Origin of the sequence: Mesorhizobium sp. ES1-4, assembly GCF_020164745.1 — a bacterium.
Lineage (GTDB): Bacteria > Pseudomonadota > Alphaproteobacteria > Rhizobiales > Rhizobiaceae > Mesorhizobium.
Genome location: NZ_JAIUGV010000001.1, coordinates 236927 through 261674, shown reverse-complemented (window position 1 = coordinate 261674; position 24748 = coordinate 236927). Strand labels below are relative to the sequence as shown.

Sequence of the window (24748 nt, the reverse complement as noted above, 5' to 3'; positions counted from 1 at the left end):
TGCGGTTCCGCCATGCCCTGTTCCGCGGAGATTCCCGTCTCCGGCGGTCAGTGTGCGGCGGCGCCAATCAGCCGTTGTGCCAGGTCAAGCGTCAATGCATCGAAATGCGATATCACCGCCGAGGGCTCGAACTCGCGCACATGACGGTCGGTGTAGCCGAAATCGACGGCGACGACGGGAATGCCGGCGGCCTTGGCGGTGTCGATATCGGTTTGCGAATCGCCGACCATCAAGGCGCGGTGCGGATCGCCACCTGCCAGTTTGATGGTTTCGATCAGATGGCGAGGATCGGGTTTGCGAAAAGCGAATGTATCCTGCCCGGCAATGGCCGCGAAATGCCTGGTCAGGCCGAGCGCCTCGATCAAGGCCAGCGAATTGGCTTCGTATTTGTTCGTGCAGATGGCCAACAGATAGTCGGCCTGCTCAAAGCGGGCAATCGCCTCGATCACGCCGGGGTAGGGGCGGGATTTTCCCGGAATGTTGTGGGTGTAGTGATCAAGGAACAATTTCAGCAGCCGATCGTGCTCCTCGACCTTGAGGGATCGTTGCTGCGCGGCATGCGCCCGTTCGATCATCACCCGGCCGCCATGGCCGACGAAGCGTTTGAAGCCGGCTTCATCGACGGCCGCCAGTTCGCTGGCCGCCAGGCTGTGGTTGAGGCTGTCGAGCAGGTCCGGCGCCGTGTCAATCAGCGTTCCGTCAAGGTCGAACACGATGATCGGGCGACTCATGATCCATCCTGAGCAGGTTTGTGCTTCGGCAGGCGATAGCGGCTGCGGCGCGTCAAGGCAAGCGCACCGGGTGGGGCGGCCGCCAAGGGCTTTGACCAGGCCCGCAAAAATGCTAGGAGCCCAAAACGCTAAAACGCGTCGCGTCGAAACGGACCCATGCGGCGTGCTATGGGTCTTTGTTTCATGCGTGTCATTTTCCCAAGACCGAGGTCACTCTTGGGGCAACATGCATCAGGTTTCGGGGCAGCAAGCAGCATGGATGCGAGGCAATTGAAGGTCGAGGCCGCGCGGGCTGCCCTTGCCCATGTCAGCGACGGCATGCGGCTCGGCATCGGCACCGGCACCACTGCCGAGGAGTTCGTGCGGCTGCTCGCCGAGAAGGTCGCCTCCGGCATGACCATCATCGGCGTGCCAACCTCCGAACGCACCGCTGCGTTGTGCCGCGAACTCGGCGTGCCGCTGTCGACGCTGGAGGAAACGCCGGAACTCGATCTCACCGTTGACGGCGCCGACGAAGTCGACCCGGAGCTGACGTTGATAAAGGGTGGCGGCGGTGCGCTGTTGCGCGAGAAGATCGTGGCCGCGGCCTCGCAGCGCATGATCGTCATCGCCGACCGTTCGAAGATGGTCGAGACACTTGGCCGGTTTCCTCTTCCCATCGAAGTCAACCAGTTCGGCCTGCGCGCGACCGAGATCGCCGTGGCCGTGGTGGCTGGAAATCTCGGACTTTCCGGTCCGGTGACATTGAGGATGACGGGAAGCCAAGCTTTTGTTACAGACGGCGGCCATTTTATCCTTGATGCATCTTTTGGCCGCATTCCGGATACAAGAGCGCTTTCGAATGCTCTCCACGCCATTCCTGGCGTGGTCGAGCATGGTCTTTTCATCGGGCTGGCGTCAGCGGCCATCATCGCCGGCGGCGACGGTATCCAAACCGTCCATGCCGCCCGAAAACCAGGGAGTTCTACCGATCATGATGTTGCATAACCGGGTTCGCAGCCTTTGCGCCGTTCTGGCGGCTTCGGCCGTATTCGCCTTCTCCTCGCCGGCGTTTTCGCAGGACGTGACGGAATCGCACCTGAAGGCGGCCCGGGCAGCGGTCGAGGCAATTCATGCGACCGACCCGTTCGACAACATTCTGCCGCAGGCGGCGGCCGCACTCGAATCGCAGCTCATCCAAAAGAATCCGGATATGCAGGAACTGATCGGCAAGACGATCAACGAGAAGGCGTTGGCGCTTGCCTCGCGCCGCGCGGATCTCGAGAAGGAAGCGGCTCTTGCCTATGCGAAGGTGTTTTCCGAAAAGGAACTCACCGACATCGCGGCCTTCTACAGCTCCGAATCCGGCAAGAAACTGCTCGACAGCGGCCCGACCGTGACGCGCGACCTCGTCAAGGCCGCCGACATCTGGCAGAACGGCATAGCGCGCGATCTCGCCCAGCAGGTCGGCGAAACGCTTGCCGCCGCGGCCAAGGCCAAGGCACCCGCCGCGCCCGCGGACGGTGCGGCTCCGGCGGATGGCGCCGCCCCTGCAGACGGCGCGGCTCCTGCCGACGGCACACAGAACTGATCCTGAATTCTCAAGCGCGGCCTTTGCGGCCATCTGCGAAGCCCGGCTCGTCCGGGCTTTTCTTTTGATGGTTTGCGGCCTACCAGTCGCTCACATTCTTGACGCTCACGGAGTTGCTTCATGGCCGGTTATGACTACGACCTCTTCGTCATCGGCGGCGGCTCCGGCGGGGTGAGGGCGGCGCGGGTCGCGGCGGCGCTCGGCAAGCGCGTCGGCATCGCCGAAGAATACCGGTTCGGCGGCACATGCGTCATCAGAGGCTGCGTGCCGAAGAAACTCTATGTCTATGCCTCGCAATTTCCCGAGCATTTTGCCGACGCCGCCGGCTATGGCTGGACGGTGCCGGAAGCCAGTTTCGACTGGCAGACGCTGGTCGCCAACAAGGACCGCGAGATCAGCCGCCTGGAAGCGATCTACAAGAAGAATGTCGAGGGCTCGGGCGGCGAGACCTTCCACTCGCGGGCGATGATCGTCGACCCGCACGTGATCCATCTCCTGAGCGAGGATCGCACCGTCACCGCCGATCAGATCCTGATCGCCACAGGCGGGCGTCCGGCGGCGCATCCGGCACTGCCCGGCCACGAACATTGCATCTTTTCCAATGAGGCTTTCGACCTCAAGGAATTGCCGAAGGCGATCATGATCGAGGGCGGCGGTTATATCGCGGTCGAGTTCGCCAACATCTTTCACGGGCTCGGCGTAGACACCACGCTCGTCTATCGCGGCAAGGAAATCCTCGGCCGTTTCGACATGGACCTGCGGCGCACGCTGCATGAGACGATGGAAAAGAAGGGCATCAAGATCCTTTGCCATGCCGTCTCGCAATCGGTCAGCAAGCGGCCGGACGGGCGGCTCGACGCGCAGCTCATGAGCGGGCAGGTGCTGAGGGTCGACCAGGTGATGCTGGCCATCGGCCGTATCCCCAACACCGAGAATATGGGCCTGGAAGGCGTAGGCATCGAGATGACCACCGCGACCGGTGCAATCAAGGTCGACGACTATTCCCGCACCAACATCGGCAATATCTGGGCGATCGGCGATGTCACCAACCGCGTCCAGCTGACGCCGGTGGCGATTCACGAAGCCATGTGCTTCGTCGAAACGGCGTTCAAGAACAACCCGACCGCGCCCGACCACGACACGATCGCGACCGCGGTCTTCTCGCAGCCGGAAATCGGCACGGTCGGCTTGTCGGAGGACGACGCCGTCAAGCGCTTCGCCGATATCGAAATCTACCGCGCCAGCTTCCGGCCGATGCGGCACACGCTGTCGGGCCGTGACGAAAAGATGCTGATAAAGCTGGTTGTAGACGGCGCTTCGCGCAAGGTTCTCGGCGCCCACATATTGGGGCCGGATGCCGGCGAAATGGCACAGTTGCTTGGCATCCCACTGAAGGCGGGGCTGACCAAGGATGATTTCGACCGCACGATGGCCGTGCATCCGACCGCGGCCGAAGAGCTCGTCACCATGTACAAGCCGACTTATCGGGTGAAGGACGGCGAGCGCATCTGACGCCTCATCGTCATCGGGCAATTCGATATCTTTACGACCAGGGAGCCGCCAATGCCTGCTATCGCCGCGCCGCTCGATAGCAACTTTGGCACGCGTGTCGACCAGGTGGTCGACAGGGCGATAGAGCAAGGGCGCATCGTCGGCGCCGTGATCCTGGTCGCCCGGCGCGGCGAACTCCTCCACGGCCGCGCCGCCGGCCTGGCCGACCGCGAGTCGCAAAAGCCGTTGACGCTGGATGCGATTTTCCGACTGGCTTCGGTGACCAAGCCAATCGTCGCCACAGCCGCACTTGCCCTCGTCGAAGCGGGGGTAATCAACCTTGCCGATCCGCTGGCGAAGTTCATCCCCGAATTCCGGCCGAGGCTCGCGGACGGCATTGAGCCGATCATCACCCTGCGCCAGTTGCTCACCCATACCGCCGGACTGGACTATGGCTTTCGCCAGGCCGCGGACGGGCCCTACCGTCGCGCGCGGGTTTCCGATGGCCTGGACCAACCTGGGTTGTCGATGGCCGCAAACCTCGAACGCATCGCTTCGGTGCCGCTGTCCTATGCACCGGGAACGGGCTGGGGCTATTCGGTGGCGATGGACGTGCTGGGCGAGGCGATGGCGCGGGCTGCAGGCATCGCCTTGCCGCAGTTGGTCGATCGTCTGGTCGTCGAGCCCCTCGGCATGGGCGACACAGGCTTTGTCGTTCGTGACCGTGCCCGGCTGGTGACGCCCTATGCCGATGGTCCCGACGGGGCCATTGCCATGGGCGAGCATCATCTTGTGCCGTTTGGCGAAGGCGCGATCTCGTTCTCGCCAGGCCGCACCTTCGACGCCGCATCCTTCGCCTCCGGCGGCACCGGGATGAACGGCACGGCCGGTGATGTCCTGAAGCTGCTTGAAGCGCTGCGGCGCGGTGGCGGGACGGTCGTAAGCGCGCGGACCGCCGCGGCGATGACCACGGATGCGATCATGGGCCTGGACACGACCTTGCCCGGCTGGGGCTGGGGGCTCGGCTTCGGTATCCTGCGTGACCCGGTCGCGGCGGCAACACCGCAAAACGCCGGCACCTGGCGCTGGGGTGGCGTCTATGGCCATTCCTGGTTCGTCGACCCGACGCTGGACCTGTCGGTGGTGGCGCTCACCAACACCGCGATAGCCGGAATGACGGGCGCCTTCCCGGATGCGCTGCGGGATGCCATCTACGGCAGGCAGGCCTGAGACATGGTCCCGCGCCGGCGATTGCCGGCGGCGGGGCATTCGGCATGCGTTACAGCAATGTGCCGCGCAGGATCACCAGCGCCACCGAGAAATAGATCACCAGTCCGGTGACATCGACCAGCGTGGCCACGAACGGCGCCGATGCACTGGCCGGGTCGAAACCGATCCGTTTCAAGGCGAAGGGCAGCATCGATCCCGACAGCGAACCGAAGGTGACGATGCCCACCAGTGCAGCACCAACCGTTGCGGCAATAAGCACCCAGTGCGGGCCATAGTCGTAGAAGCCCATATATTGCCAGAGCGCGATGCGGCAGACGCCGACCAGGCCGAGCATGGCGCCGAGCACGAGACCGGTGGGCAATTCGCGCAACGCCACCCGCCACCAGTCGCGAAGACCGATCTCGCGCAGCGCCAATGCGCGGATGACCAGCGAGGTCGCCTGCGAGCCGGAATTGCCGCCGGAACTCATGATCAGCGGTATGAACAGCGTCAGTACGATCGCTTTCTCCAGCTCGCCCTCGTAGCTTTGCATCGCATTGGCCGTCAGCATCTCGCTGATGAACAGCGCGCAGAGCCAGCCGCCACGCTTCCTGATCATGGCGAGGAAGCTCATCTTCATATACGGCTCGTCAAGAGCCTCCATGCCGCCGAACCGATGCACGTCCTCCGTGGTCTCCTCGATCATCGTGTCGATGATGTCGTCGATGGTGACGATGCCGAGGATCTTGCCGTGGTCGACGACCGGGACGGCAAGCAGGTCGTATTTGGAGATCGTCTGCGCCAGGTTTTCGCGATCGGTCAGCGGGCTGACGGTCACGGGCATGCGGTCGGGCGCCACCGACAGGATCGAGTCGTCCGGCTCCCCGGTGATAAGCCGCCGTAAGCCGGTTGACCGCACCAGGAGGTGTGTCTGAGGATCGACGATGTAGATTGCATAGATGGTCTCGCGCGTCCGCTCGACCTTGCGGATGTAATCGAGCGTGCGCCCGACGGTCCAGTCAGAGGGAACGCTGACGAACTCCGTCGTCATGATCGATGCGGCGCTGCCTTCGGGATAGCCCAGAATGGAGAGCAGGGTCGCGCGCAGCGGTGGGGCCAATGCGCCGAGCAGTTCGGAGCGTGCCGGCTCGTCAAGCTCGCGCAGAATGTCGGCCGCGCGGTCGACGGACATGGCGGTGAGCAGCTTGCTCGCCTTGGGACGGGGCAGGGCCTCCGCCAGTTCTGGCGCGGCTTCGAGCTCAGGCTGATCGAAAATCTCGACCAACCGTTCGAAGGGCAGGGCGCAAAGCAACTCCGTCGCGGTTTCGCGCGATTCACGATTGAGCGCCTCGACAACGTCGGCGACGTGATCGTTGGCAAGGATGCGGGCGATGGCGACGGCCTCGTCGTCCGCTACGGGGGAAAATTCGTTCATGGCTCACTCCTTGCCATCCGGCAGGACGTGAACCGTTCAGGTCACGTCTGGGCGGACGGCGGTTGCGTTCGACTGTGACTGTCGCCAGGCATGGCGCGGTGACCTTTCTGCTTGCGGGTTCGCTTTTGACTGTCTGCAAGCCGGCGCAACATAGAAGCGCGCCTTGCCGAGTCAATCGCAGTGAGTGAGGAAAACAGCGTCGAACCGCCGTGATCGCGAGACTGTGATAACCGTCCGCCGTTTGACGCGGCAGGCCCCGGTGACGTCATCGTTACTTCTGCTTCAGCCGGCGCGAGAAACGCGTCCATTTGTCCTCGACCGGCCTTGGCTGGGCCAGAATGGTGGTGAGTTCGAGAGGCAGGCTCGGTGCGAGCGGCTTCTTCGTGGCGACACCGTCGGCAATCAGGACCATCGAGTGGTAGAATTCGGTACCGGCAGCCGATCTCGGCGCCACGGCTTCGTGCATGACACTGATCACCGTCACTTCGGGGCAGTTGTCCTTGATGGCCTGGTGGAATGCAATCTTGCCCTCAGGGTCGAGAGCACCGGTCGCCTCGTCGAGGAACAGGAGCCCCGGCTGCTGCAGGATGATGCGAGCCACCACCAGTTTCTGCTTCTGGCCGCCCGACAGGACCTGGTCCCAGCTCTTGCCCTCGCGGCTTTCATTGGCCATGTGTTCGATGAAATCGCCAAGGCCGGCCTTATGCAGCGCCGACGCGACCTGGGCGTCGCCATGGTCGTCTTCGGAGCCGGGCAGACAGACCAGCTGTTTCAGCGACACCTGCGGCAGCTTGACCTCCTGGGCGGCATAGAAGCTCTTCACGCCCTCGGGAAAGACGATGGTGCCGCGGCCATAGGGCCACAGGCCATTGATCGCCTTGATCAGCGAGGTCTTGCCGCAACCGGATTCGCCTTTCAGGAAGGTCCATTCGCCGCGCCGGAAGCGCAGGTTGGCGGAACTGAGGAACGGCGTAGCATCCTCGCCCTGATGCGCCAGCTCCAGCTTCTGGATGGTCAGGCCGAAAACCGGATTCTGGCTGGCGTAGTGGAAGTCGGAACGGCCGCTCTGGCTGTAGAATTCCTGCGGATGCTGGACATTCTCGATCGCGTTGGCGAGCTCCGTCACACGCTGGCTGTTGGCGCGCAGCGTGGCGATGGCGGGCATGACATGGATGAACCACGAACACTGGCTGATGAGCTGGGCGACCATTTCGGAGCCGGTGATATAGCCTTTGTAGTCCAAGCGGCTGTGGATGAACGGCACCAAGCCTGGAGCATAGGCTACAATACGGGCGCCGATGAAATTGTAGATCAGCTCGAACGACATATAGCTGGTGTTGACGACATTCAGCCGTCCCCATGTGCGATCGATGTCGACATAAAGCCGGTCGTGCATCGTTTTCTGCACGCCCTCGCCATGTGAGGCGGCGACATGGAAGCTGCGGCGCAGGAACGTCGTCAGCTCGCTACGATAGCTCCCCTCGGCCTTCTGCATGCGAATATTGAGGCGTTCCAGCAGGCTGCCGAGCTTGACGGCGATCCAGGTGTTGAGGGGCACGTAAATGGCAACGGCAAGAAGGGCGAGGACAGCGCTGCCATAGCTGCCAAGGAACTCCAGGCCTTTGACCTCCACCGACGACTGCAGCAGGTTCTGGCCGATAAAATAGAGCGAAGTCGCCAGCCCCAGCACGCCCATGGCGAGGCCGATCGCGCCGCCGGTCATATCCTTGATCGATTCCTGAATGCGCTGGTCGACGTTGTCGGGCGCAACGATTGCGCCGTCCGCGGAACCATGTTGAGCATGGAAGTGGGTATGGTTGCCGTCGAGCAGGGCCTGGTTGAATTGGTCGTTCAGCCAACCACGCCATTTGCGGTGCAAGGTTGCCGAGACCAGATTGCGTATCCCGGTGAAGCCGGCATCCTTGAGCAGGACCAGCAGCACCAGCACGCCGGCATTGGTCAGGATTGTCTCCAGCGGGCTGGTGTTGGCGGCGTCGTGCAGGAAAGCGATCGAATTCACCAGTTCGCCCGAAGCCATGGCAAACCATACGCTGGCCTTGCTGGACAGCGCGGTGAGCAGCGCGATCACCAGCGTCAGCGTCCAGGCTTCCTTCCAGCGGTCAGAGAGCCAGTAGGCTCGCATGAGCCCCCAGAAATTGCGCATAGAGGATACCGGCGTCAAATACGACTGCCCCGCGGCGTCGCCGTGTAGTCCATCCGGTACTGACTCTTGCGATCGTCTGCCGATCCGAATCACGATCCCGCCCAAACCTTTTTTGTTTTGTTACGGATGGTAACACCAATTGATCATTTTCCGTTAATTTTAAACCTGGCCAGCCGGATTGCCGCCACGGCCGTTGCCTGGCGGCAACAGATTAATGATTGGGTCGACGTCGCAATGACCGTCGAAAACCCGTAAATCTCTATTGATTTCAGATCGTTGGTGACCCACGAACGAAGCTGCGCTCATATTCCCCAAGGGAAGCCTCACGCACGGTTTTGTGAATCAAAAATCGTATCGGCCGGCGGATTTCTTATCGGGAATTGATCAGAATTCCCGAAAACACGACGTCCTTTAAGGCCAAAATGACAGTGAGATAGCGTCTTTTGTCAGCGGAAGGACTGGCCTCAGCCGGCCTTCTCCAACTCTCCACGAGCCTTGGCCGCCGCGACCTCACGGATCGCATCAGCCAGCGTGTCCGCGTCCTGCGCGCCCATCACGGCATACTTACCCTCAAGCAGGAAGCACGGCACGCCTGTGATCCCCATGCGCGACGCGGTGGCGATTTCCGTGCGAACCGCCTCGACATCGGCATCGCTCGGCAAGAGGGTTTCAACAACCGAGGCGTCCATGCCGGCCTCGCGGGCAGCTTCGACCAGCACGGTATAGTCGCCGATATCGGCGCCTTCCTCGAAATTCAGCTGGAACAGGCGGCGCACCAGCCGGTTCTGAACGTCCTCGCCGGCGGCTCCGGCCCAGCGGATCAGCCGATGCGCATCGAGCGTGTTCGGCGCCACCTTTATAGCGTCGAAGGCAAAGGAAATACCCTCGGCCTCGCCAAGCGGTTCGATGCGGGCGTGAATTTCGCGAACGCGCTCGTCGCTGCCGAATTTGGCCAGCATGTATTCGCGGCGGTCCTTGCCTTGCGGCGGAATGGTGGGATCGAGTTGGAACGGCCGCCAGCGTATATGCACTTCGACATCGCCGGCCGCGGCGACCGCCTTGTCCAGCCGCTTCTGACCGATGAAGCACCACGGGCAGACGACGTCCGACACCACATCGACGGTTATGGCGTTCGCTTCGCTCATCTCTATCTCCGGACCTCAGTTCGGTTTGCGCCACCAGGTCGGCAACTGGTAACCGAATATGGGCGTCTTTCGCGGATGTTCCAGATAATTCCAGTAAGCAAGCCATTGCTGCGTGTTGTACTGCATCGGCACCATGTAGTGGCCGGAGATCAGCAGCCGGTCGAGAACGCGAACCGCCGCGACGTAATCCTCCTTCGAACGCGCTCGCAGCATTGCGTCGATGGCGGCATCGATCGCGGGGTCAGCGACGCCGGCGAGATTGAACGATCCTTCGGTCCTGGCCGCCTCGGATGACCAGCGCCCAATCTGTTCGATGCCGGGGGACAATGAATTGTTGAAGCCGCTGGAGCCGATCAGCACCTCGAAATCGAAACGCTGCTTGCGCGACTGGATCTGATCGCCGTCCAGGCTGCGAATGCCGACTTTGATGCCGATCTTCTCCAAAGTGCGCTGATAGATGCCGGCCAGACGCTCTTCGTCCTGCGAAGCGGTCAGGATTTCGAATCCGAAAGGTTTACCGTCGGGATCGAGCATCGTGCCATCGCTGACGTGGTAGCCGATGCTTTTCAGAAGATCGAAAGCGGTCTTCAGCACCTTGCGGTCCTGGCCGGAACCGTCTGTCACCGGCGGCTTCCAAGTGCCGTCCATGACGTCGGGCGGCACGCGGCCGGGGTAGGGTGCCAGCAGCGCCTTTTCCCTGTCATCCGCCGGATGGCCGAGCGCTGAAAGCTCGGAGTTCTGCCAATAGCTCATCGTGCGGGTGTACTTGCCGCCGAACAGATTCTTGTTGGCCCATTCGAAATCGTAAAGCATGCCGAGTGCGCGCCGAACCACCGGATTGGAAAACTTCGGCAGCCTTGTGTTGAACAGGAAACCGGTCACGACGGGCGGAATGCCGGTATCAAAGGTCTCGGAAACCACGTCTCCCCTATGGAAGGCGGGAAAATCGAGATCGCGCTCGCGCTTTACCGGATCGCTGTCGTCGTCGATGGCGCAAAGCCCCTTCTTGAACGCTTCGAGCTTGGCGTTGGCGTTGAGAAAATACTCGATGGTGATCTGGTCGTAATTGTCGAAACCGCGCTTGGCGGGAACATCCTTTCCCCAGTAGTCAGGGTTGCGCTTGAAGACGATGCGCTGGCCGGGCTGTACCTTGTCGACCGTGTAGGGTCCGCTGCCGATCAAAGGTTTCAGCGTCGTCCTGTCGAACGTGTCCATGTCGAAAGCGTGCTTGGGGATGATCGGCGTCAGCGCGATGATCAGCGGAAACTCACGATCGGCCTTGTCGTTGAAGGTGAAGCGCACACTATGGTCGCCGGTCTTTTCGAGTTTGGCGATCCTGGCCATGCGATCGCTGTAGGGCGGACGGCCTTTCTGCGTATAGGCATCGTAGGTGAACAGCACGTCTTCCGGCGTCACCGGCTGACCGTCCGACCATTTGGCATTCGGATTGAGATGGAATTCGATACTCTTGCGCTCGGGGTCCATGTCGGCGGTGTCGGCCAGAAGCCCATAGAGGGTAAAAGCCTCGTCGGCACTGCGCTGCATCAGCGGCTCGAAGACCAGATTGCCGAAGATCGTGTCCATCATGCCGCGCGCTGTCGTGCGCAGGCTTTTCAGGATGAAAGGGTTGAGATTGTCGAAACTGCCGACGACGCAATAGGTGATGCTGCCGCCCTTCCGCGCATCAGGATTGACGTAGCTGAAATGCGTGTAGTCCGGCGGCAGGGCCGGTTCGCCCTGCATCGCGATCGCGTATTTCGGCTCGGACCGCGCCGACTGGGACGACAGGGCGAAAAACGATATTGCGGTGACCAGCCAAACAAGAACGCGGCTCATGACCGTCTCCTTAACAGGTCGGCTTGATGATTCGGTGCGCACCCTAGCATGGGGCGACTGCGTGGCGGGCCAATGGCGTCGTCAAGAAATACAAGTGGGCGGGCTGGATTCGACACCGCTTGCAGTGTAACACGCGGTCCGAAGTCATTCTGTCGCCTCATTTTGGCAACAGGTAGCTGGACCACAAGGCACGAAGAAGCCGGTCCCAGGATTATTGAGAGGAAGTGCACGACATGACGAGCCTGAACAGCAACGCGTACCGCCTGTCGGTCATGGCCGCAGGCGTGGTCGGCTTTCTCTGCGCGGGACTTCCGTCTGCCTCCGCGCAGCAGCAACCGCAGATTCCGCAGGGCTGGTTCAAGGCCTGTACCAAGCAGGAAGACGTCGACATCTGCAATGTCCAGAACATCGTCACCGCGGGCAACGGCCAGCTCGTGACCGGCGTCAGCCTTATCGAGCTCAAAGGCAAGGTGAACCGCAAGGTGTTCCAGGTGACAGTGCCGACCGGCCGCCTCGTGCCTCCCGGCATCGGCCTGCAGATCGATACCGGTAAGGCGCAGAAGCTCGACTATGTCATCTGCTTCCCGGATCGTTGCGTGGCGGAAGTGCCGCTGACCGACCAGCTCGTCGCCGCGTTCAAGAAGGGTCAGGGGATCACGCTGACCTCGATCAACTTCCAGAACCAGGCCAACCCGATCAAGATCGCGCTGCAGGGTTTCAGCGGCGCCTATGATGGCCCCCCGCTGCAGCAGTCGGACATCGAGGACAGGCAGAAGAAGCTTCAGGACTTCGTCGCCAAGAACAACCAGGATTTCGCCAAGAAACTCAAGGACGAGCAGGACAAGGCGAAGACCGCCAACTGAGTCGGCGTCGATTATTCCATCTTTCAAAGAAAAAGCGGGGTCATGCCCCGCTTTTTTCGTTCCTGGCCGCACCCGTATACCGGAAGTCAGTGCCTGGAATGCCGTTTCGGCTCGTAGTGCCCATCAGGCTTCTTGTCGAACATTTCCTTGATCTGCGGATGGCGGACCGGTTCCCCCGACTGATCCTCGAGCAGATTCTGTTCCGACACATAGGCGATATATTCGGTTTCCGAGTTTTCCGCGAGCAGGTGGTAGAACGGCTGGTCCTTGCGCGGCCTTACGTCGGCGGGGATGGCTTCGTACCATTCATCGGTGTTGGCGAATTGCGGGTCGACGTCGAAAATAATGCCTCGGAACGGGAACAGCCGGTGGCGAACCACCTGTCCGATCGCGAATTTGGCCGTTTTCATCGTACTCACCACTGAATTCCTTGACTTTATTTGGCGCAGACTCGGCGTTAATTCAATCCCGAGCGTATGAGCGCCCTCAAGATACGCGATACCGGCCACAAAGGTTTTTGATAAACGTCGCGATACCGCGGCAAAATCCGCAAGGTCGCTACTGCTGCCGCGTCGGCCTCCGCAGGCCACCCGCAAGCGCCGCAAAGCCGCTGCCGGGACGAAGCCCTTCGCGCATGAAAAAGGCGCGGAGCGACGTAAAGCCGCCAAGCGCTCCAAGACCAGCGCCGCGGGCCATCTGTGCCGGCAACATGTCCGAAAGGAGCGACATGTTGAGCAGATTGACAGCGCTGCTGCGCGCCAGAATATCGGGGCGGCGCTTGAAATCGTATATGGCAAGGGCAGAAGCAGCCCCCGGATCGTCACGATTTTCACGTGCGATTCCAATCAGATCGTCGATATCCCTGATGCCCAGGTTGAGGCCTTGCGCACCGATCGGCGGGAACACGTGCGCGGCCTCACCGACAAGCGCCACCCGTCGCGCCGAAAAACGCAGGGGGGTCACCGTCGACAACGGATAAATCTGACGGCCCGGCTCCACGGTTACCCGGCCCAGCATCGACTGCATCTGTCGTTCGATGCGCGGTGAGAGCGCTGCGTCGTCCAATGCCGCAAGCTCCCTGGCGGTCTCAGGCTTGACCACCCAGACAAGGCTGGAGCGATTGCCCGGCAGCGGAACCTGCGTGAACGGGCCGGTCTCGGTATGGAATTCCGTTGAGGTGAAGCCATGGTCGCGGCTATGGCCGAAATTGAGAACGAGCGCCGCCTGCGGGTAGGCGCGCGCCGCCGTCGAGATACCAGCGGCCTCGCGGGCCGGCGACAGGCGGCCGTCGGCAGCGACCGCAAGGGATGCATCGATCTCGCTACCGTCAGCCAGCGTGGCACGGGCTTCTGCGGCGCCGAGATGCCAGTCCTTCACCATCGATCCGCGCCATTCGATCCCGGAATGCGCGGCCACCTTGCCGGCAAGCGCCGGCCCAAGAACGTTGTTGGGCAGGTTCAGGCCGAACTGTTCCTCGTCGATCTCGCTGGCACGGAAAGTGACGACGGGACTACGGATCAGCCGGGCGGTCGCGTCGACAATGCGCATCACCTTCAAGGGGGCGGCCATGGGCCTAATGTCCTGGAGCACGCCCAGCCGTTCGAGCACCTTGAGGGCAGGCGTCATGAGCGCGGTGGTGCGGCCATCGGGAGCCGAAATCTCAGGCCCGGCAATCGTCACCGGAAAGCCGGCATCGGCGAAGGCAAGCGCGGCGATCAAGCCGGCCGGCCCCGTGCCTGCGATCAGTATCCGCGCTGTTCCCTGATGCTCCAAGATCGGCTTCCGGCTTGCTGTGCGAGGCGGCCACCAGACCTGCCAGTCGAGACACGCATATAGGGCAGATCATGCGGCTTGATCAACGCGGCGATTCGGCCCATTCGAGTGTCATGACCGGCCAACAGGACGATTTCAGCCACCTCGATCGCGCGGGACGTGCCGCGGCAAACGTCGCGCGCAATCCGCGCTTGACGGTCACCATCGTCGTCGGTGCAAGCATCGCGCTGGCCTGGCTGCTGCTTGCAGCGATGGCGATTCGCAGCGCGGAGGCCCAGATCGGCGGGCCAGGCGACGCTTTGCTGCGCACCTTGCCGCGGCTGCCGCTGCCCGCCATCCTCGAACGGTTCTTCGCACTCTGCCTTTCACCGGCGCCGCTGGACGCAAGCATCGGCCCGCGCGCCCTAGCGCTCATTGTCATGTGGTTCCTCATGGCGATCGCGGCGATGCTGCCGTCCGCCGCACCGATGATCCGTACCTATTGCGAGATCGCCGATACGGCGCAGATCAAGGGAGAGCCCGCCGTCCATCCGCTGGTGCTGGTTGCCGGCTATCTCTGCGTCTGGCTCGCCGCCTCGATTCTGTTTGCGGCGCTGACACTTGCCGTCCACGCATTCGCCGCCTCCGGCGGCATATTCGATCCGGTGCTTGGCATCGCCGGTGGGCTTGCCTTGCTGGTTGCCGGCCTCTACCAGTTCAGCGGCCTCAAGGAGGCCTGCCTGACGAAGTGCCGGAACCCGTTCTCGATCCTGTTTTCGAACTGGAGCGCCAGAACCGTCCGCGTCTTCCGGCTCGGCGTCGCGCAAGGCATCTGGTGCCTGGGATGCTGCTGGGCCCTGATGCTGGTGATGTTCGCCGTGGGCGTGATGAATGTCTTCTGGATGGCGTTGATCGGGGTGTTCACTCTGATTGAAAAACAGACTAGGGGCAGTCTTCCAACCCGGCTGGCTGGTGCGATACTGCTTGTCTGGGCAGGCGCGCTGCTAGTAGTCTCGCTGTGACCGGGGGAAATTCGATGGCAGATCAGAGCTGGGCAATGAAAGGAGAACTCGTGCTCTCCTGCAATTGCACGGTTTTTTGTCCTTGCGTTCTGTCGCTTGGCAGTCATCCTCCGACCGAGGGCTATTGCCAGACCTGGGCGGGGTTTCGTATCGACGCCGGTCATTTCGGCGATGTCGACCTCTCCGGCCTCAATCTTGGGCTGATCATGGAGATCCCCGGCTACATGAGCCGCGGCAACTGGACCGCGGGCCTGTTCATCGACAACAGAGCCTCGGTCTACGCGGTCAAGGCGTTGACCAAGATCTTCACCGGCAAAGCCGGCGGGACCACGTCGCTGCTATCCATCCTCGTCGGCAAGTTCCTGGGCGTCGAACAGGTGCCGATAAGCTACGAGACGCAGGACAAGACGCGCATTTTCCAGATACCGAAGATCATCGACGGGGCGGTCACGCCCATCGCGGGCAAGGACCGCGAGAAGGATACGGTGATCACGAATTCCGAATACTGGATCGCGCCGGAGATCATCGTGGCCAGGTCCGACAAGAGCAAGATGCGGGCCTTTGGCCGAAACTGGAATTTCGCGGGCCGCTCGGCCGAGATATGCAAGCTGGATTGGCGGGGCCCGTGAGCAAGAACACAACGGCCAGGAAAGCGGCCAAGAAGATCACGGATCGGATTCCGCGGCCAAAGAAGAAGGTCACCTGGCCACAAGCGAGGGCGTTTTCGGTCCATCTGCTCACGGCATCCGGCTCATTCCTCGCCTTCCTGTCGCTGGTGGCGGCGAGCGAGGAGCGCTGGACGGCAATGTTCTGGTGGCTCGGACTGGCTCTGTTCGTCGATGGCATTGATGGGCCGATCGCGCGAAAGCTGGAGGTCAAGGAAATCCTGCCGACGTGGTCGGGCGAACTCCTCGACAACATTATCGATTACGTGACCTACGTGCTGATCCCGGCCTTCGCGCTCTACCAACGGGGTTTCATGGGCGAGGGCCTGTCGTTTCTGTCGGCGGCCATCATCGTGGTGTCGAGCGCCATCTACTATGCCGACACCGGCATGAAGACGAAGGAGAATTTCTTCAAGGGATTCCCCGTGGTCTGGAACATGGTGGTGTTCACGCTGTTCGTCATCGAACCGGGACAATGGGTTTCGTTCGCGGTGGTGGTGGTGGCCGGCATTCTGACTTTTGTCCCGATAAACTTCATCCATCCGGTACGGGTGGTGCGGCTGCGGCCGATCAATCTCGGCATGACGCTGTTGTGGTGCGCCTTCGGCGCGCTTGCACTCGCGCAGGCGGCGCTCGCCGCCTTCTACGACCAGATCGGCGTGTTGGGCGAGCAGGTCAGCACCTTCACCAAGATCGGCATCACCGTTACCGGGCTCTACCTCGCAAGCATTGGTGGCATCATGCAGTTCTTTCCCAACCTCGGTGCCAAAAAGGCCTGACCAGCCGCTCTTCAAGGAATCCCGTCCATGTCCAAAGCCATCCGCATCCACGCCAATGGCGGCCCGGAAGTGCTGATCTATGAGGACGCCGATCCCGGCCAACCGGGCTCGGGGCAGATCCTGATCAGGCATACCGCGATCGGTCTCAACTTCATCGACGTCTATCATCGCTCGGGCCTCTATCCGCCGCCCGGCGGATTTCCGCTCATTCCGGGCAGCGAAGCCGCCGGCGTGGTGCTGGAAGTCGGCCAGGACGTCGACTGGCTGAAGGCGGGCGATCGTATTGCCTACGCCGTGACGACGGGTGCTTATGCGCAAGAGCGGGTCATCGATGCCAGCAAGGTGGTCAAGGTGCCGGACGGCATCAGCGACGAACAGGCCGCCGCCATGATGCTGAAGGGCATGACCGCGGAATATCTCCTGCGCCGGACGTTCAAGGTGAAGGCGGGCGACACGATCCTGTTTCATGCCGCGGCCGGTGGCGTCGGGCTCATCCTGGGCCAATGGGCCAAGCATCTCGGGGCGACGGTCATCGGCACAGCCAGTTCCGCCGACAAGATCGAACTGGCCAAGGCTCACGGCTTCGACCATGTCATCAACTACAAGGAGCAGGATTTCGTCGCCGGCGTGGCCGCTATCACCGGCGGCGGGAAATGCGACGTCGTTTACGATTCGGTGGGTAACGACACGTTTCCGGCCTCGCTCGACTGCCTGAAACCGCTCGGCATGTTCGTCAGCTTCGGCCAGTCCTCCGGCCCCATCCCGCCGTTCTCGATGTCGCTGCTGGCGCAGAAGGGCTCGCTGTTCGCCACGCGGCCGACGCTGTTCGTCTACAATGCCAAACGAGAGCACCTCGACGCCTCCGCCGCCGCACTGTTCGAGGTCGTGCTCAGCGGGGCGGTCGAAATCAAGATCAACCAGCGCTATGCGCTGAAGGACGCCGGCAAGGCACATCAGGATCTTGAGGGACGCAGGACGACAGGCACGACCATCCTGGTTCCCTGACGACGGTCTGCCTGGGTTTTCAGCGCCCTGCCGCAGCCGCGGGCATGATGTGCATGAAAACCGGGCTACCGCATCCCTGCGCGAGGAGGGCTAATCTTTCGCCTTGAGTTTCCGCTGAAATTCTTGAAGCTCTTTCAAGTCGGGTGCTGCTTTCGCCCGAGAGCCGGCCGCGCATACGATGCTTGCGGGAACACAGAACATGTCCGGTAATCCGGATGGGAGGCACTGTGAGTGCAAATCATGATGGGGCGAACCTGCTGGAGGTTCGCGGCCTGACCAAGATATTCGGCACGCTGACGGCGTGCGACCATGTCGACCTCAACATCGCCAAAGGTGAAATCCACGCTTTGCTCGGCGAGAACGGCGCCGGCAAGTCGACGCTTGTCAAGATGCTGTTCGGCTCGCTGGAGCCCAATTCGGGCGAGATTTTCTGGAACGGCCAGGCGGTGCGGATCCCCAGCCCGGGCGTTGCCAAGAAGCTCGGCATCGGCATGGTCTTCCAGCATTTTTCGCTTTTCGAGGCGTTGACGGCCGCCGAGAACATCGCGCTGTCGCTGGATGACGGCTCGCCGATCGGCAGCATCGCGGCCAAGGCGAGGGCGCTTTCCTACAGCTACGGCCTGCCGCTCGATCCGGAATCGCTGGTCGGCGACCTGTCGGTCGGCGAACGCCAGCGCATCGAGATCATCCGCTGCCTGCTGCAGACGCCGCAACTCATCATCCTGGACGAGCCGACATCGGTGTTGACGCCGCAGGAAGCGGACAAGTTGTTCGAGACGCTGGAGCGCTTGCGCGCGGAAGGCAAATCGATCCTCTACATTTCGCACCGGCTCGAAGAGGTCAAACGCATCTGCGACCGCGCCACCGTGCTGCGGCATGGCAAGGTGGTCGGTCACTGCAATCCGCGCGAGGAGACGGCCGCCTCGCTCGCCCGCATGATGGTCGGCAGCGAGGTAAAGTCCGTGGTGCGGGCGCCAGCCGAGGGAATCGAAACCGCGCAGCCGCTGCTCGAAATTCGCGGCCTCAACCGCAAACCGGCAACGCCGTTTTCCATTCCGCTCAAGAACATCCGCCTCGATGTCCGCGCCGGCGAGGTGATCGGCATTGCCGGTGTCGCCGGCAATGGCCAGGGCGAGTTCTTCGAATCCGTCTCCGGCGAGGTTCTGCAGCAGGATGCCACCTCGGTGCGTATCCGCGGCAAGGACGCCGGCGGCCTGACCATCACCGGGCGGCGCCTGCTGGGAGCTGCCTTCGTGCCGGAAGAACGGCTCGGCCACGGTGCCGCGCCACGCATGAAGCTCTCGGAAAACCTCCTGCTGTCGCGCCATGCCACGGATGGCAAGGCTTTTGTCGGCACCGGCGGCATGGTCAAGAGCGGCGCCGTCTACGCAGCCTCGCAACGGATCATCGAGGCGATGGATGTGCGCAAGAGCGCGCCGGATCCTGAAGCGGCAGCGCTTTCGGGCGGCAATCTGCAGAAATTCATCGTCGGCCGCGAGCTCGACCGCCGCCCAAGCGTCATGGTGGTGAACCAGCCGACATGGGGCGTCGACGCCGGAGCCGCGGCACACATCCGTCAGGCGCTGATCGAGCTTTCTCGCAGCGGGTCGGCGGTGCTGGTGATCAGCCAGGATCTCGACGAGCTGTTCGAAATATCGGACGCGATCGCCGTCATGCACAATGGAGTACTATCGGAACCGATGCCGATCGCCGAAGCGACCTTCGAGAAGGTCGGGTTGCTGATGGGCGGCGCCGAACCCGGCCACGCCGAACATACGCTGGAGACAGCATGATGCGCCTGGAACTCGTCAAACGTCCGCAGCGCTCGGCGCTGTTCTCAATGCTGTCGCCGTTCATCGCCTTCGCCCTGACGATCATCGCCGGCGCCATCATGTTCGCGCTGCTCGGCGTCAACCCGCTGACCGCGTTCCGGATCTACTTCATCGAACCGATCAGCCAGGTCTGGCAGCTGCACGAACTGGCGATCAAGGCGGCGCCGCTCATCTTGATCGCGGTTGGCCTGTCTGTCTGCTACAAGGCCAACATCTGGAACATCGGCGCCGAAGGCCAGTTCATTTTCGGCGCCATCTTCGGCTCGGCCATTCCGGTGCTGTTCCCTGAATTCGAAGGCCCGCTGGTGCTGCCGCTGATGCTTTTGCTTGGCATGGTTGGCGGCGCTGCCTATGCGGCCATTCCCGCTTTCCTGAAAACCCGTTTCAACACCAATGAGATCCTGACCAGCCTGATGCTGGTTTATGTCGCCCAGCTCTTCCTCGACTGGCTGGTGCGCGGTCCATGGCGCGATCCGCAAGGCCATGGCTTCCCGCAGACGATCCAGTTCGGCGACGCGGCCACCTTGCCGCAGCTGATGCCGGACGCCGGGCGCGCCAATTGGGGCTTCGTCTTCGCACTCGTTGCCGCGGTGCTGATCTGGATCCTGATGGGCCGCATGCTGAAGGGTTTCGAGGTCCGCGTGCTGGGCTCGAGCCCGAGGGCGGGGCGCTTCGCCGGCTTCGGCCTCAACCGGATGGTGTTCTTTGCCTTCCTGCTGTCGGGCGCGCTTGCCGGGCTCGCCGGCATCTCGGAAGTCTCCGGCGCGATCGGGCAACTGCAGCCGGTGATTTCGCCTGGTTACGGCTTCACCGCCATCATCGTGGCCTTCCTCGGCCGCCTCAATCCGCTCGGCATCGTCGCCGCAGGTCTCGTGCTGGCGCTGACCTATCTCGGCGGCGAGGCGGTGCAAAGCGCGCTCGGCATTTCCGACAAGGTGGCGAGAGTGTTCCAGGGCATGCTGCTGTTCTTCGTGCTCGGCTGCGACACGCTCATTCATTACCGCATTCGATTGATCGGCCTGGCGCTGACCAAACGGCAAGCCCCCGCGAAACTCGAGGCTGCGCCAAAGTTGAAGGAAGCCCGCTGATGGACATTACCGTCAACATCCTCCTGACCATCGCCACGGCGGCGACGCCGCTTCTGATCGCCGCGATCGGCGAACTGGTGGTCGAACGCTCCGGCGTGCTCAATCTCGGCGTGGAAGGCATGATGGTCATGGGCGCCGTCGGCGGCTTCGGAGCCGGCTATCTGACCGGATCGCCCTGGATCGGCCTTCTGGCTGCGGTCGTCGTGGGAGCGCTTTTCTCCCTGCTGTTTGCCGTCATGACGCTGTCCTTGGCCACCAACCAGGTGGCGACCGGATTGTCGCTGACGCTGCTTGGTCTCGGCCTCTCCGGCATGATGGGAACGCGCTTCGTCGGCCAGCCGGGCGTCAGGTTGCCCAACCTTGATATTCCCGGCCTCAGCTCGATCCCTGTCGTGGGTAAGTTGCTGTTTGGCCAGGACCCCGTGTTCTATATTTCAATCGCGCTGACAGCCGCGGTGATGTGGTTCCTGTTCAAGACGCGTACCGGGCTGACGTTGCGTTCGATCGGCGACAGCCACACATCAGCGCATGCGCTTGGCATCAAGGTGATCCGCTACCGCTACCTCGCGGTGATCTTCGGCGGCGCCTGCGCCGGCCTTGCCGGCGGACATCTGTCGCTGGTCTATACGCCGCAGTGGGTCGAGAACATGTCCGCCGGTCGCGGCTGGATCGCGCTCGCGCTGGTCGTGTTCGCATCCTGGCGGCCATGGCGGGTGCTGGCCGGCGCCTACATCTTCGGCGCGGTGTGGATCGGCCAACTTCATGCACAGGCTTTTGGCATTCCGGTGCCTTCGCAGATGCTTTCTTCGCTACCCTATCTGGCAACCGTCGTGGTTCTCGTTCTAATCTCGCGCAACAAGCGTCTGACGATGATGAACACGCCGGCATCCCTGGGGCAGCCATTCGTTCCGGATCGTTGACAACAACAAAAAGACGGGAAGCTCCAAGGCTAACACAGAGAGGTAACACAATGATAAAACTGCTTATTGCCCTGATGACGACGACAGCGGCTTTGTCGCTGGCCGCGTCAGCGGAGGCCGCCGACAAGTTGAAGGCCTGCTGGGTCTATACCGGCCCAATCGGCGATTTCGGCTATTCCTACCAACACGACCAGGGCCGCCTCGAAGTCGAGAAAGCGCTCGGCGACAAGGTCGAGACGGCCTATCTGGAGAACGTCTCGGAAGGCCCCGACGCCGACCGCGCCTTCGAGCGCCTGGCGCGCGAAGGCTGCAAGCTGATCTTCGGCACCTCGTTCGGTTTCATGGACGCCGAAGTGAAGGTCGCCAAGAAGTTTCCCAAGGTGATGTTCGAGCACGCCACCGGCTACAAGACTGGGGACAATCTCGGCATCTACAATGCCCGCTTCTATGAAGGCCGCTACGTGCTCGGCCAGATCGCCGCCAAGGAATCGAAGTCCGGCGTCGCCGGCTACATCGTCTCCTTCCCGATTCCGGAAGTGGTGATGGGTATCAACTCCTTCATGCTCGGCGCGCAGTCGATCAACCCGAACTTCAAGGCCAAGATCGTCTGGGTGAACTCATGGTTCGATCCGGGCAAGGAAGCCGACGCCGCCAAGGCGCTGTTCGACCAGGGCGCCGACATCATCGTCCAGCATACCGACTCGACCGCCCCCCTGCAGGTGGCCGAAGAGCGCAAGCTGCATGGCTTCGGCCAGTCGTCCGACATGATCAAGTTCGCGCCGCACGCGCAGCTGACCTCGCTGACCGACGAATGGGGTCCGTACTACATCAGCCGGGTCCAGGCAGCCATCGACGGAACCTGGAAGCCCGACAATGTCTGGCTCGGCATCAAGGACGGCGCGGTGAAGCTCGCGCCCTACACCAACATGCCCGACGACGTGAAAGCGATGGCCGAGGCGACCGAGAAGAAGATCGCCGACGGCTGGAACCCCTTCACCGGGCCGATCGCCAAGCAGGACGGCACGCCCTGGCTGAAGGACGGCGAGGTCGCCGACGACGGCACGCTGCTCGGCATGAATTTCTACGTCAAAGGCGTCGACGACAAGCTGCCGCAATAAGCCGCACGGAGTTGCAAAAGGGAAGGGCGCCGCAGGGCGCCCTTTTCATTCGGCGGGATGCGTTGCGGCGGGGGCCCGGCCGCTGGGCCACGAAAGAAGTAGTGATACAGCACGACGGCGACTGCAGCCGCCAACCTCGGCAGGTCCAGCGTTGCAAAGTAGTTCTGCCTGGCAGGTCTGGCATCCATGCCAAGCCTCTGCGTTTACGGTCCGCAAACCATAAAGCAGGGCGGCAACCAAACAGGGTAAATGGCCGCAACTATCGCCAAATGGGGTAAATCCAGCAATTCCAGGAAAAGTGCGTAGCGGTTTTCCGTCCGGAATTGCGCAAAAACGACGACCTGGAGCGGCTCAACAAATCGCTCTGGGTCATCTGGGACGTTCGGAACGATCACGCTTGGATATCCGCTTGTACACCGGAAGCAGCATGAACGCGGACATGCTTGGAGGCCCAAGAAGGGCCAGAAGGCGACATGTTGCGCCACAACGGCAACGGAGGCCAAACTCTATTTCACGCTGGGTGCAGCCTGTCGTTCGTGGCGTTTCGGTTGCGGCGACGGCATGGTGCCGAAATTGTTCCGGTCGTCACGTCGCGGCTTCGAACCGTCGAACAGCTCCCGCTGGCCCACGATTTCCGCCAGCATGTGTTCGCGAAACAGCCGCACACGCTTGGTGCGTCGGAGATTAGGATGGTAGAGCAGCCAGAGGCCGACATCATGATGCGGCTCCGGGGCGAGATAACGGAGCAGTCGGGCGTCATTGTCGCCCATGAAGCACGGCAGATAGGCGAGGCCCATTCCCTCGCGCAGCGCCGCGACGGTCAACAAAGTATCGTCGACAAAAAAGCTGTGATCGCGGTTGGGGCACGCAGCATTTGTCCACGACTGGTGGGAGGCGCAGCATTCCACGCCCAGCCATTTCGGCGGCGCACCGGAGCGCAATGAGGCCACATAGTTGCGCTCGCCATAGACGGCAGAGGCGACCTTACTGAGCAACGTGCCGACCAGTGTCTCGTGCGGCGTGTTGGTCTGGCGGATTGCAACATCGGCCTGGCGCTTGGCCAGGCTGACATATTTGTTCGAGACCTGTATGTGCAGCTCGATCTCTGGATATTTTGCGCTGAAGCGCGCGAATATCGGCATCAGCACCGACGAGGCCATGTTGTTGATCGCAGCGACGCGGAGTACGCCGGTTGGACGATCTTCTTCGCCGCCGAGCGCGCCTTCGATCTCCAGCACCTCGACTTCCATCTTGCTGGCAGCGAGCTTCAGTTCCTCGCCGGCGCTGGTGAGTTCGTAGCCCGACGCCTTGCGCTCGATCAGGTGCGTGCCGAGCTTTTGTTCTAGCACCTTGATACGGCGCGAGACCGTCGAATGCTGCACGTTGATCCGTTTTGCCGCGCCGCTGATCGATCCATCACGCGCGACAGCAAGGAATATCCTCAAATCATCCCACTGCATGGCGAGCCCCTGTCCTGTGCAAATTTGCACAAGGCGCGTCGAGAATTCGCGAATTCAGCCCAGGCTTTGCTGCCGCTAACGTAACGTTCCTCCGGGAGGCAATGATGGGACAAAAATAGGCAGATGCCAAGTCTCTCACGTTGGCTATGCCGTGTCCGGGCGCCTTACGGTCAGGATGAATGCCGGGTCGCATGACCCGATCAGAGAGGAGAAACGTCGTGCGCAAAACAATCACCACAGTGGTGCAATTCCGGCTGCCACAGCCGATCAGCCTCGAGGAGGCGACGCGTCATTTCGAGTCGAGCGCCCCGAACTACCGCAGTTTGCCGGGATTGATCCGGAAATACTACCTGCGGGCGGAGGATGGGCACACGGCCGGTGGCGTCTATCTCTGGGAATCGCGCGCCGCGGCCGAGGCCGCCTACAACACGGAGTGGCGCGAGCACGTTACGAAGGTCTTTGGTGGCGCGCCTCAGATCACCTGGTTCGACACGCCGGTGATCGTCGACAACGCGGCGCCGGCCAGCAAGGCGGCGTAGCCGGCGAAGAAGTCTTCAGGATTGGCGCGGGCCGTGCCGTATCGGCGGCCCCACCGCCCTGCTGCGCTCATAGCGCGGCAGAGCGTCTGCGGTTTCGAACAGGCAAGCCGCTCGGCCACGTGCA

Annotated in this window: 22 protein-coding genes; 14 read left to right on the top strand and 8 right to left on the bottom strand. The window is 62.2% G+C overall.

Annotated elements, in window-relative coordinates:
• Positions 1-47 precede the first annotated feature (47 nt).
• A complete protein-coding gene (locus tag LB556_RS01325) occupies positions 48-731 on the bottom strand; it encodes a phosphoglycolate phosphatase (RefSeq protein ID WP_224562325.1) in 684 nt (227 codons plus the stop codon).
• Between the two features lie 255 nt (positions 732-986).
• On the opposite strand from LB556_RS01325, the gene rpiA reads away from it, so the two are divergent.
• The 4 genes from rpiA to LB556_RS01305 all read left to right on the top strand — a co-directional run bounded on the left by rpiA (position 987) and on the right by LB556_RS01305 (position 5022).
• A complete protein-coding gene (gene rpiA, locus LB556_RS01320; protein ID WP_224562323.1) occupies positions 987-1718 on the top strand; it encodes a ribose-5-phosphate isomerase RpiA in 732 nt (243 codons plus the stop codon).
• Positions 1705-2301 carry a DUF2059 domain-containing protein gene (locus LB556_RS01315; RefSeq protein WP_224562321.1) on the top strand — a complete coding sequence of 199 codons (597 nt, stop codon included), beginning with the start codon at positions 1705-1707 and terminating at the stop codon, positions 2299-2301. Before rpiA ends, LB556_RS01315 begins: the two co-directional genes overlap by 14 nt.
• Positions 2302-2421: 120 nt before the next feature.
• On the top strand, positions 2422-3813 hold the full coding sequence (gene gor / locus LB556_RS01310; RefSeq protein WP_224562319.1) for a glutathione-disulfide reductase: 1392 nt from the start codon (positions 2422-2424) through the stop codon (positions 3811-3813).
• A gap of 51 nt (positions 3814-3864) precedes the next feature.
• Complete coding sequence (locus tag LB556_RS01305; RefSeq protein ID WP_224562317.1) at positions 3865-5022, top strand: serine hydrolase domain-containing protein; 1158 nt, start codon at positions 3865-3867, stop codon at positions 5020-5022.
• Between the two features lie 49 nt (positions 5023-5071).
• On the opposite strand, the gene mgtE is transcribed toward LB556_RS01305, so the two are convergent.
• The 4 genes from mgtE to LB556_RS01285 form a co-directional block, all read right to left on the bottom strand.
• Positions 5072-6436, bottom strand: coding sequence for a magnesium transporter (mgtE, locus tag LB556_RS01300; RefSeq protein ID WP_224562314.1), 1365 nt, complete (start codon positions 6434-6436; stop codon positions 5072-5074).
• 271 nt (positions 6437-6707) lie between these two features.
• Positions 6708-8600, bottom strand: a complete 1893-nt coding sequence (locus LB556_RS01295) for an ABC transporter ATP-binding protein/permease (RefSeq protein WP_224562306.1) — start codon at positions 8598-8600, stop codon at positions 6708-6710.
• Between the two features lie 464 nt (positions 8601-9064).
• Positions 9065-9745, bottom strand: a complete 681-nt coding sequence (locus LB556_RS01290; protein ID WP_224562305.1) for a DsbA family oxidoreductase — start codon at positions 9743-9745, stop codon at positions 9065-9067.
• A gap of 15 nt (positions 9746-9760) precedes the next feature.
• Positions 9761-11581: an extracellular solute-binding protein gene (locus LB556_RS01285; RefSeq protein ID WP_224562304.1), complete on the bottom strand. Its 1821-nt coding sequence runs from the start codon at positions 11579-11581 to the stop codon at positions 9761-9763.
• A gap of 233 nt (positions 11582-11814) precedes the next feature.
• Here LB556_RS01285 and LB556_RS01280 point away from each other — a divergent pair, with 233 nt between their 5' ends.
• The gene (locus LB556_RS01280; RefSeq protein WP_224562303.1) at positions 11815-12444 is read left to right on the top strand and encodes an invasion associated locus B family protein; all 630 of its coding nucleotides are present in this window, start codon (positions 11815-11817) and stop codon (positions 12442-12444) included.
• An 86-nt stretch (positions 12445-12530) separates the two neighbouring features.
• Here LB556_RS01280 and hspQ read toward each other — a convergent pair whose 3' ends face one another.
• Together hspQ and LB556_RS01270 are read right to left on the bottom strand one after the other, a co-directional pair.
• Positions 12531-12854 (bottom strand): heat shock protein HspQ, encoded by a 324-nt coding sequence (hspQ, locus tag LB556_RS01275; RefSeq protein WP_224563821.1) that lies wholly within the window; start codon positions 12852-12854, stop codon positions 12531-12533.
• 148 nt (positions 12855-13002) lie between these two features.
• Positions 13003-14217, bottom strand: a complete 1215-nt coding sequence (locus LB556_RS01270) for a UbiH/UbiF family hydroxylase (protein ID WP_224562302.1) — start codon at positions 14215-14217, stop codon at positions 13003-13005.
• Positions 14218-14330: 113 nt separating this feature from the next.
• On the opposite strand from LB556_RS01270, the gene LB556_RS01265 reads away from it, so the two are divergent.
• The 8 genes from LB556_RS01265 (at position 14331) to LB556_RS01230 (ending at position 22625) form a co-directional block, all read left to right on the top strand.
• Positions 14331-15218, top strand: a complete 888-nt coding sequence (locus LB556_RS01265; RefSeq protein WP_224562301.1) for a DUF2182 domain-containing protein — start codon at positions 14331-14333, stop codon at positions 15216-15218.
• A gap of 14 nt (positions 15219-15232) precedes the next feature.
• Positions 15233-15847 carry a DUF1326 domain-containing protein gene (locus LB556_RS01260; protein WP_224562300.1) on the top strand — a complete coding sequence of 205 codons (615 nt, stop codon included), beginning with the start codon at positions 15233-15235 and terminating at the stop codon, positions 15845-15847.
• Positions 15844-16662: a phosphatidylcholine synthase gene (gene pcsA, locus LB556_RS01255; RefSeq protein ID WP_224562299.1), complete on the top strand. Its 819-nt coding sequence runs from the start codon at positions 15844-15846 to the stop codon at positions 16660-16662. Before LB556_RS01260 ends, pcsA begins: the two co-directional genes overlap by 4 nt.
• Before the next feature lie 27 nt (positions 16663-16689).
• Positions 16690-17667: a quinone oxidoreductase family protein gene (locus LB556_RS01250; protein ID WP_224562297.1), complete on the top strand. Its 978-nt coding sequence runs from the start codon at positions 16690-16692 to the stop codon at positions 17665-17667.
• A 215-nt stretch (positions 17668-17882) separates the two neighbouring features.
• Positions 17883-19460, top strand: a complete 1578-nt coding sequence (locus tag LB556_RS01245; protein WP_224562295.1) for an ABC transporter ATP-binding protein — start codon at positions 17883-17885, stop codon at positions 19458-19460.
• Positions 19457-20587 carry an ABC transporter permease gene (locus LB556_RS01240; protein ID WP_224562293.1) on the top strand — a complete coding sequence of 377 codons (1131 nt, stop codon included), beginning with the start codon at positions 19457-19459 and terminating at the stop codon, positions 20585-20587. The genes LB556_RS01245 and LB556_RS01240 overlap by 4 nt, the downstream gene beginning before the upstream one ends.
• Complete coding sequence (locus LB556_RS01235; protein ID WP_224562291.1) at positions 20587-21507, top strand: ABC transporter permease; 921 nt, start codon at positions 20587-20589, stop codon at positions 21505-21507. The genes LB556_RS01240 and LB556_RS01235 overlap by 1 nt, the downstream gene beginning before the upstream one ends.
• 74 nt (positions 21508-21581) lie before the next feature.
• Positions 21582-22625 carry a BMP family ABC transporter substrate-binding protein gene (locus tag LB556_RS01230; protein ID WP_411908558.1) on the top strand — a complete coding sequence of 348 codons (1044 nt, stop codon included), beginning with the start codon at positions 21582-21584 and terminating at the stop codon, positions 22623-22625.
• Between the two features lie 506 nt (positions 22626-23131).
• On the opposite strand, the gene LB556_RS01225 is transcribed toward LB556_RS01230, so the two are convergent.
• On the bottom strand, positions 23132-24085 hold the full coding sequence (locus LB556_RS01225) for a LysR family transcriptional regulator (RefSeq protein ID WP_224562281.1): 954 nt from the start codon (positions 24083-24085) through the stop codon (positions 23132-23134).
• Positions 24086-24303: 218 nt separating this feature from the next.
• Between LB556_RS01225 and LB556_RS01220 the strand changes: the two genes are divergently transcribed.
• Positions 24304-24624, top strand: coding sequence for a YdhR family protein (locus LB556_RS01220; RefSeq protein WP_224562280.1), 321 nt, complete (start codon positions 24304-24306; stop codon positions 24622-24624).
• The last annotated feature ends 124 nt before the right edge of the window (positions 24625-24748 follow it).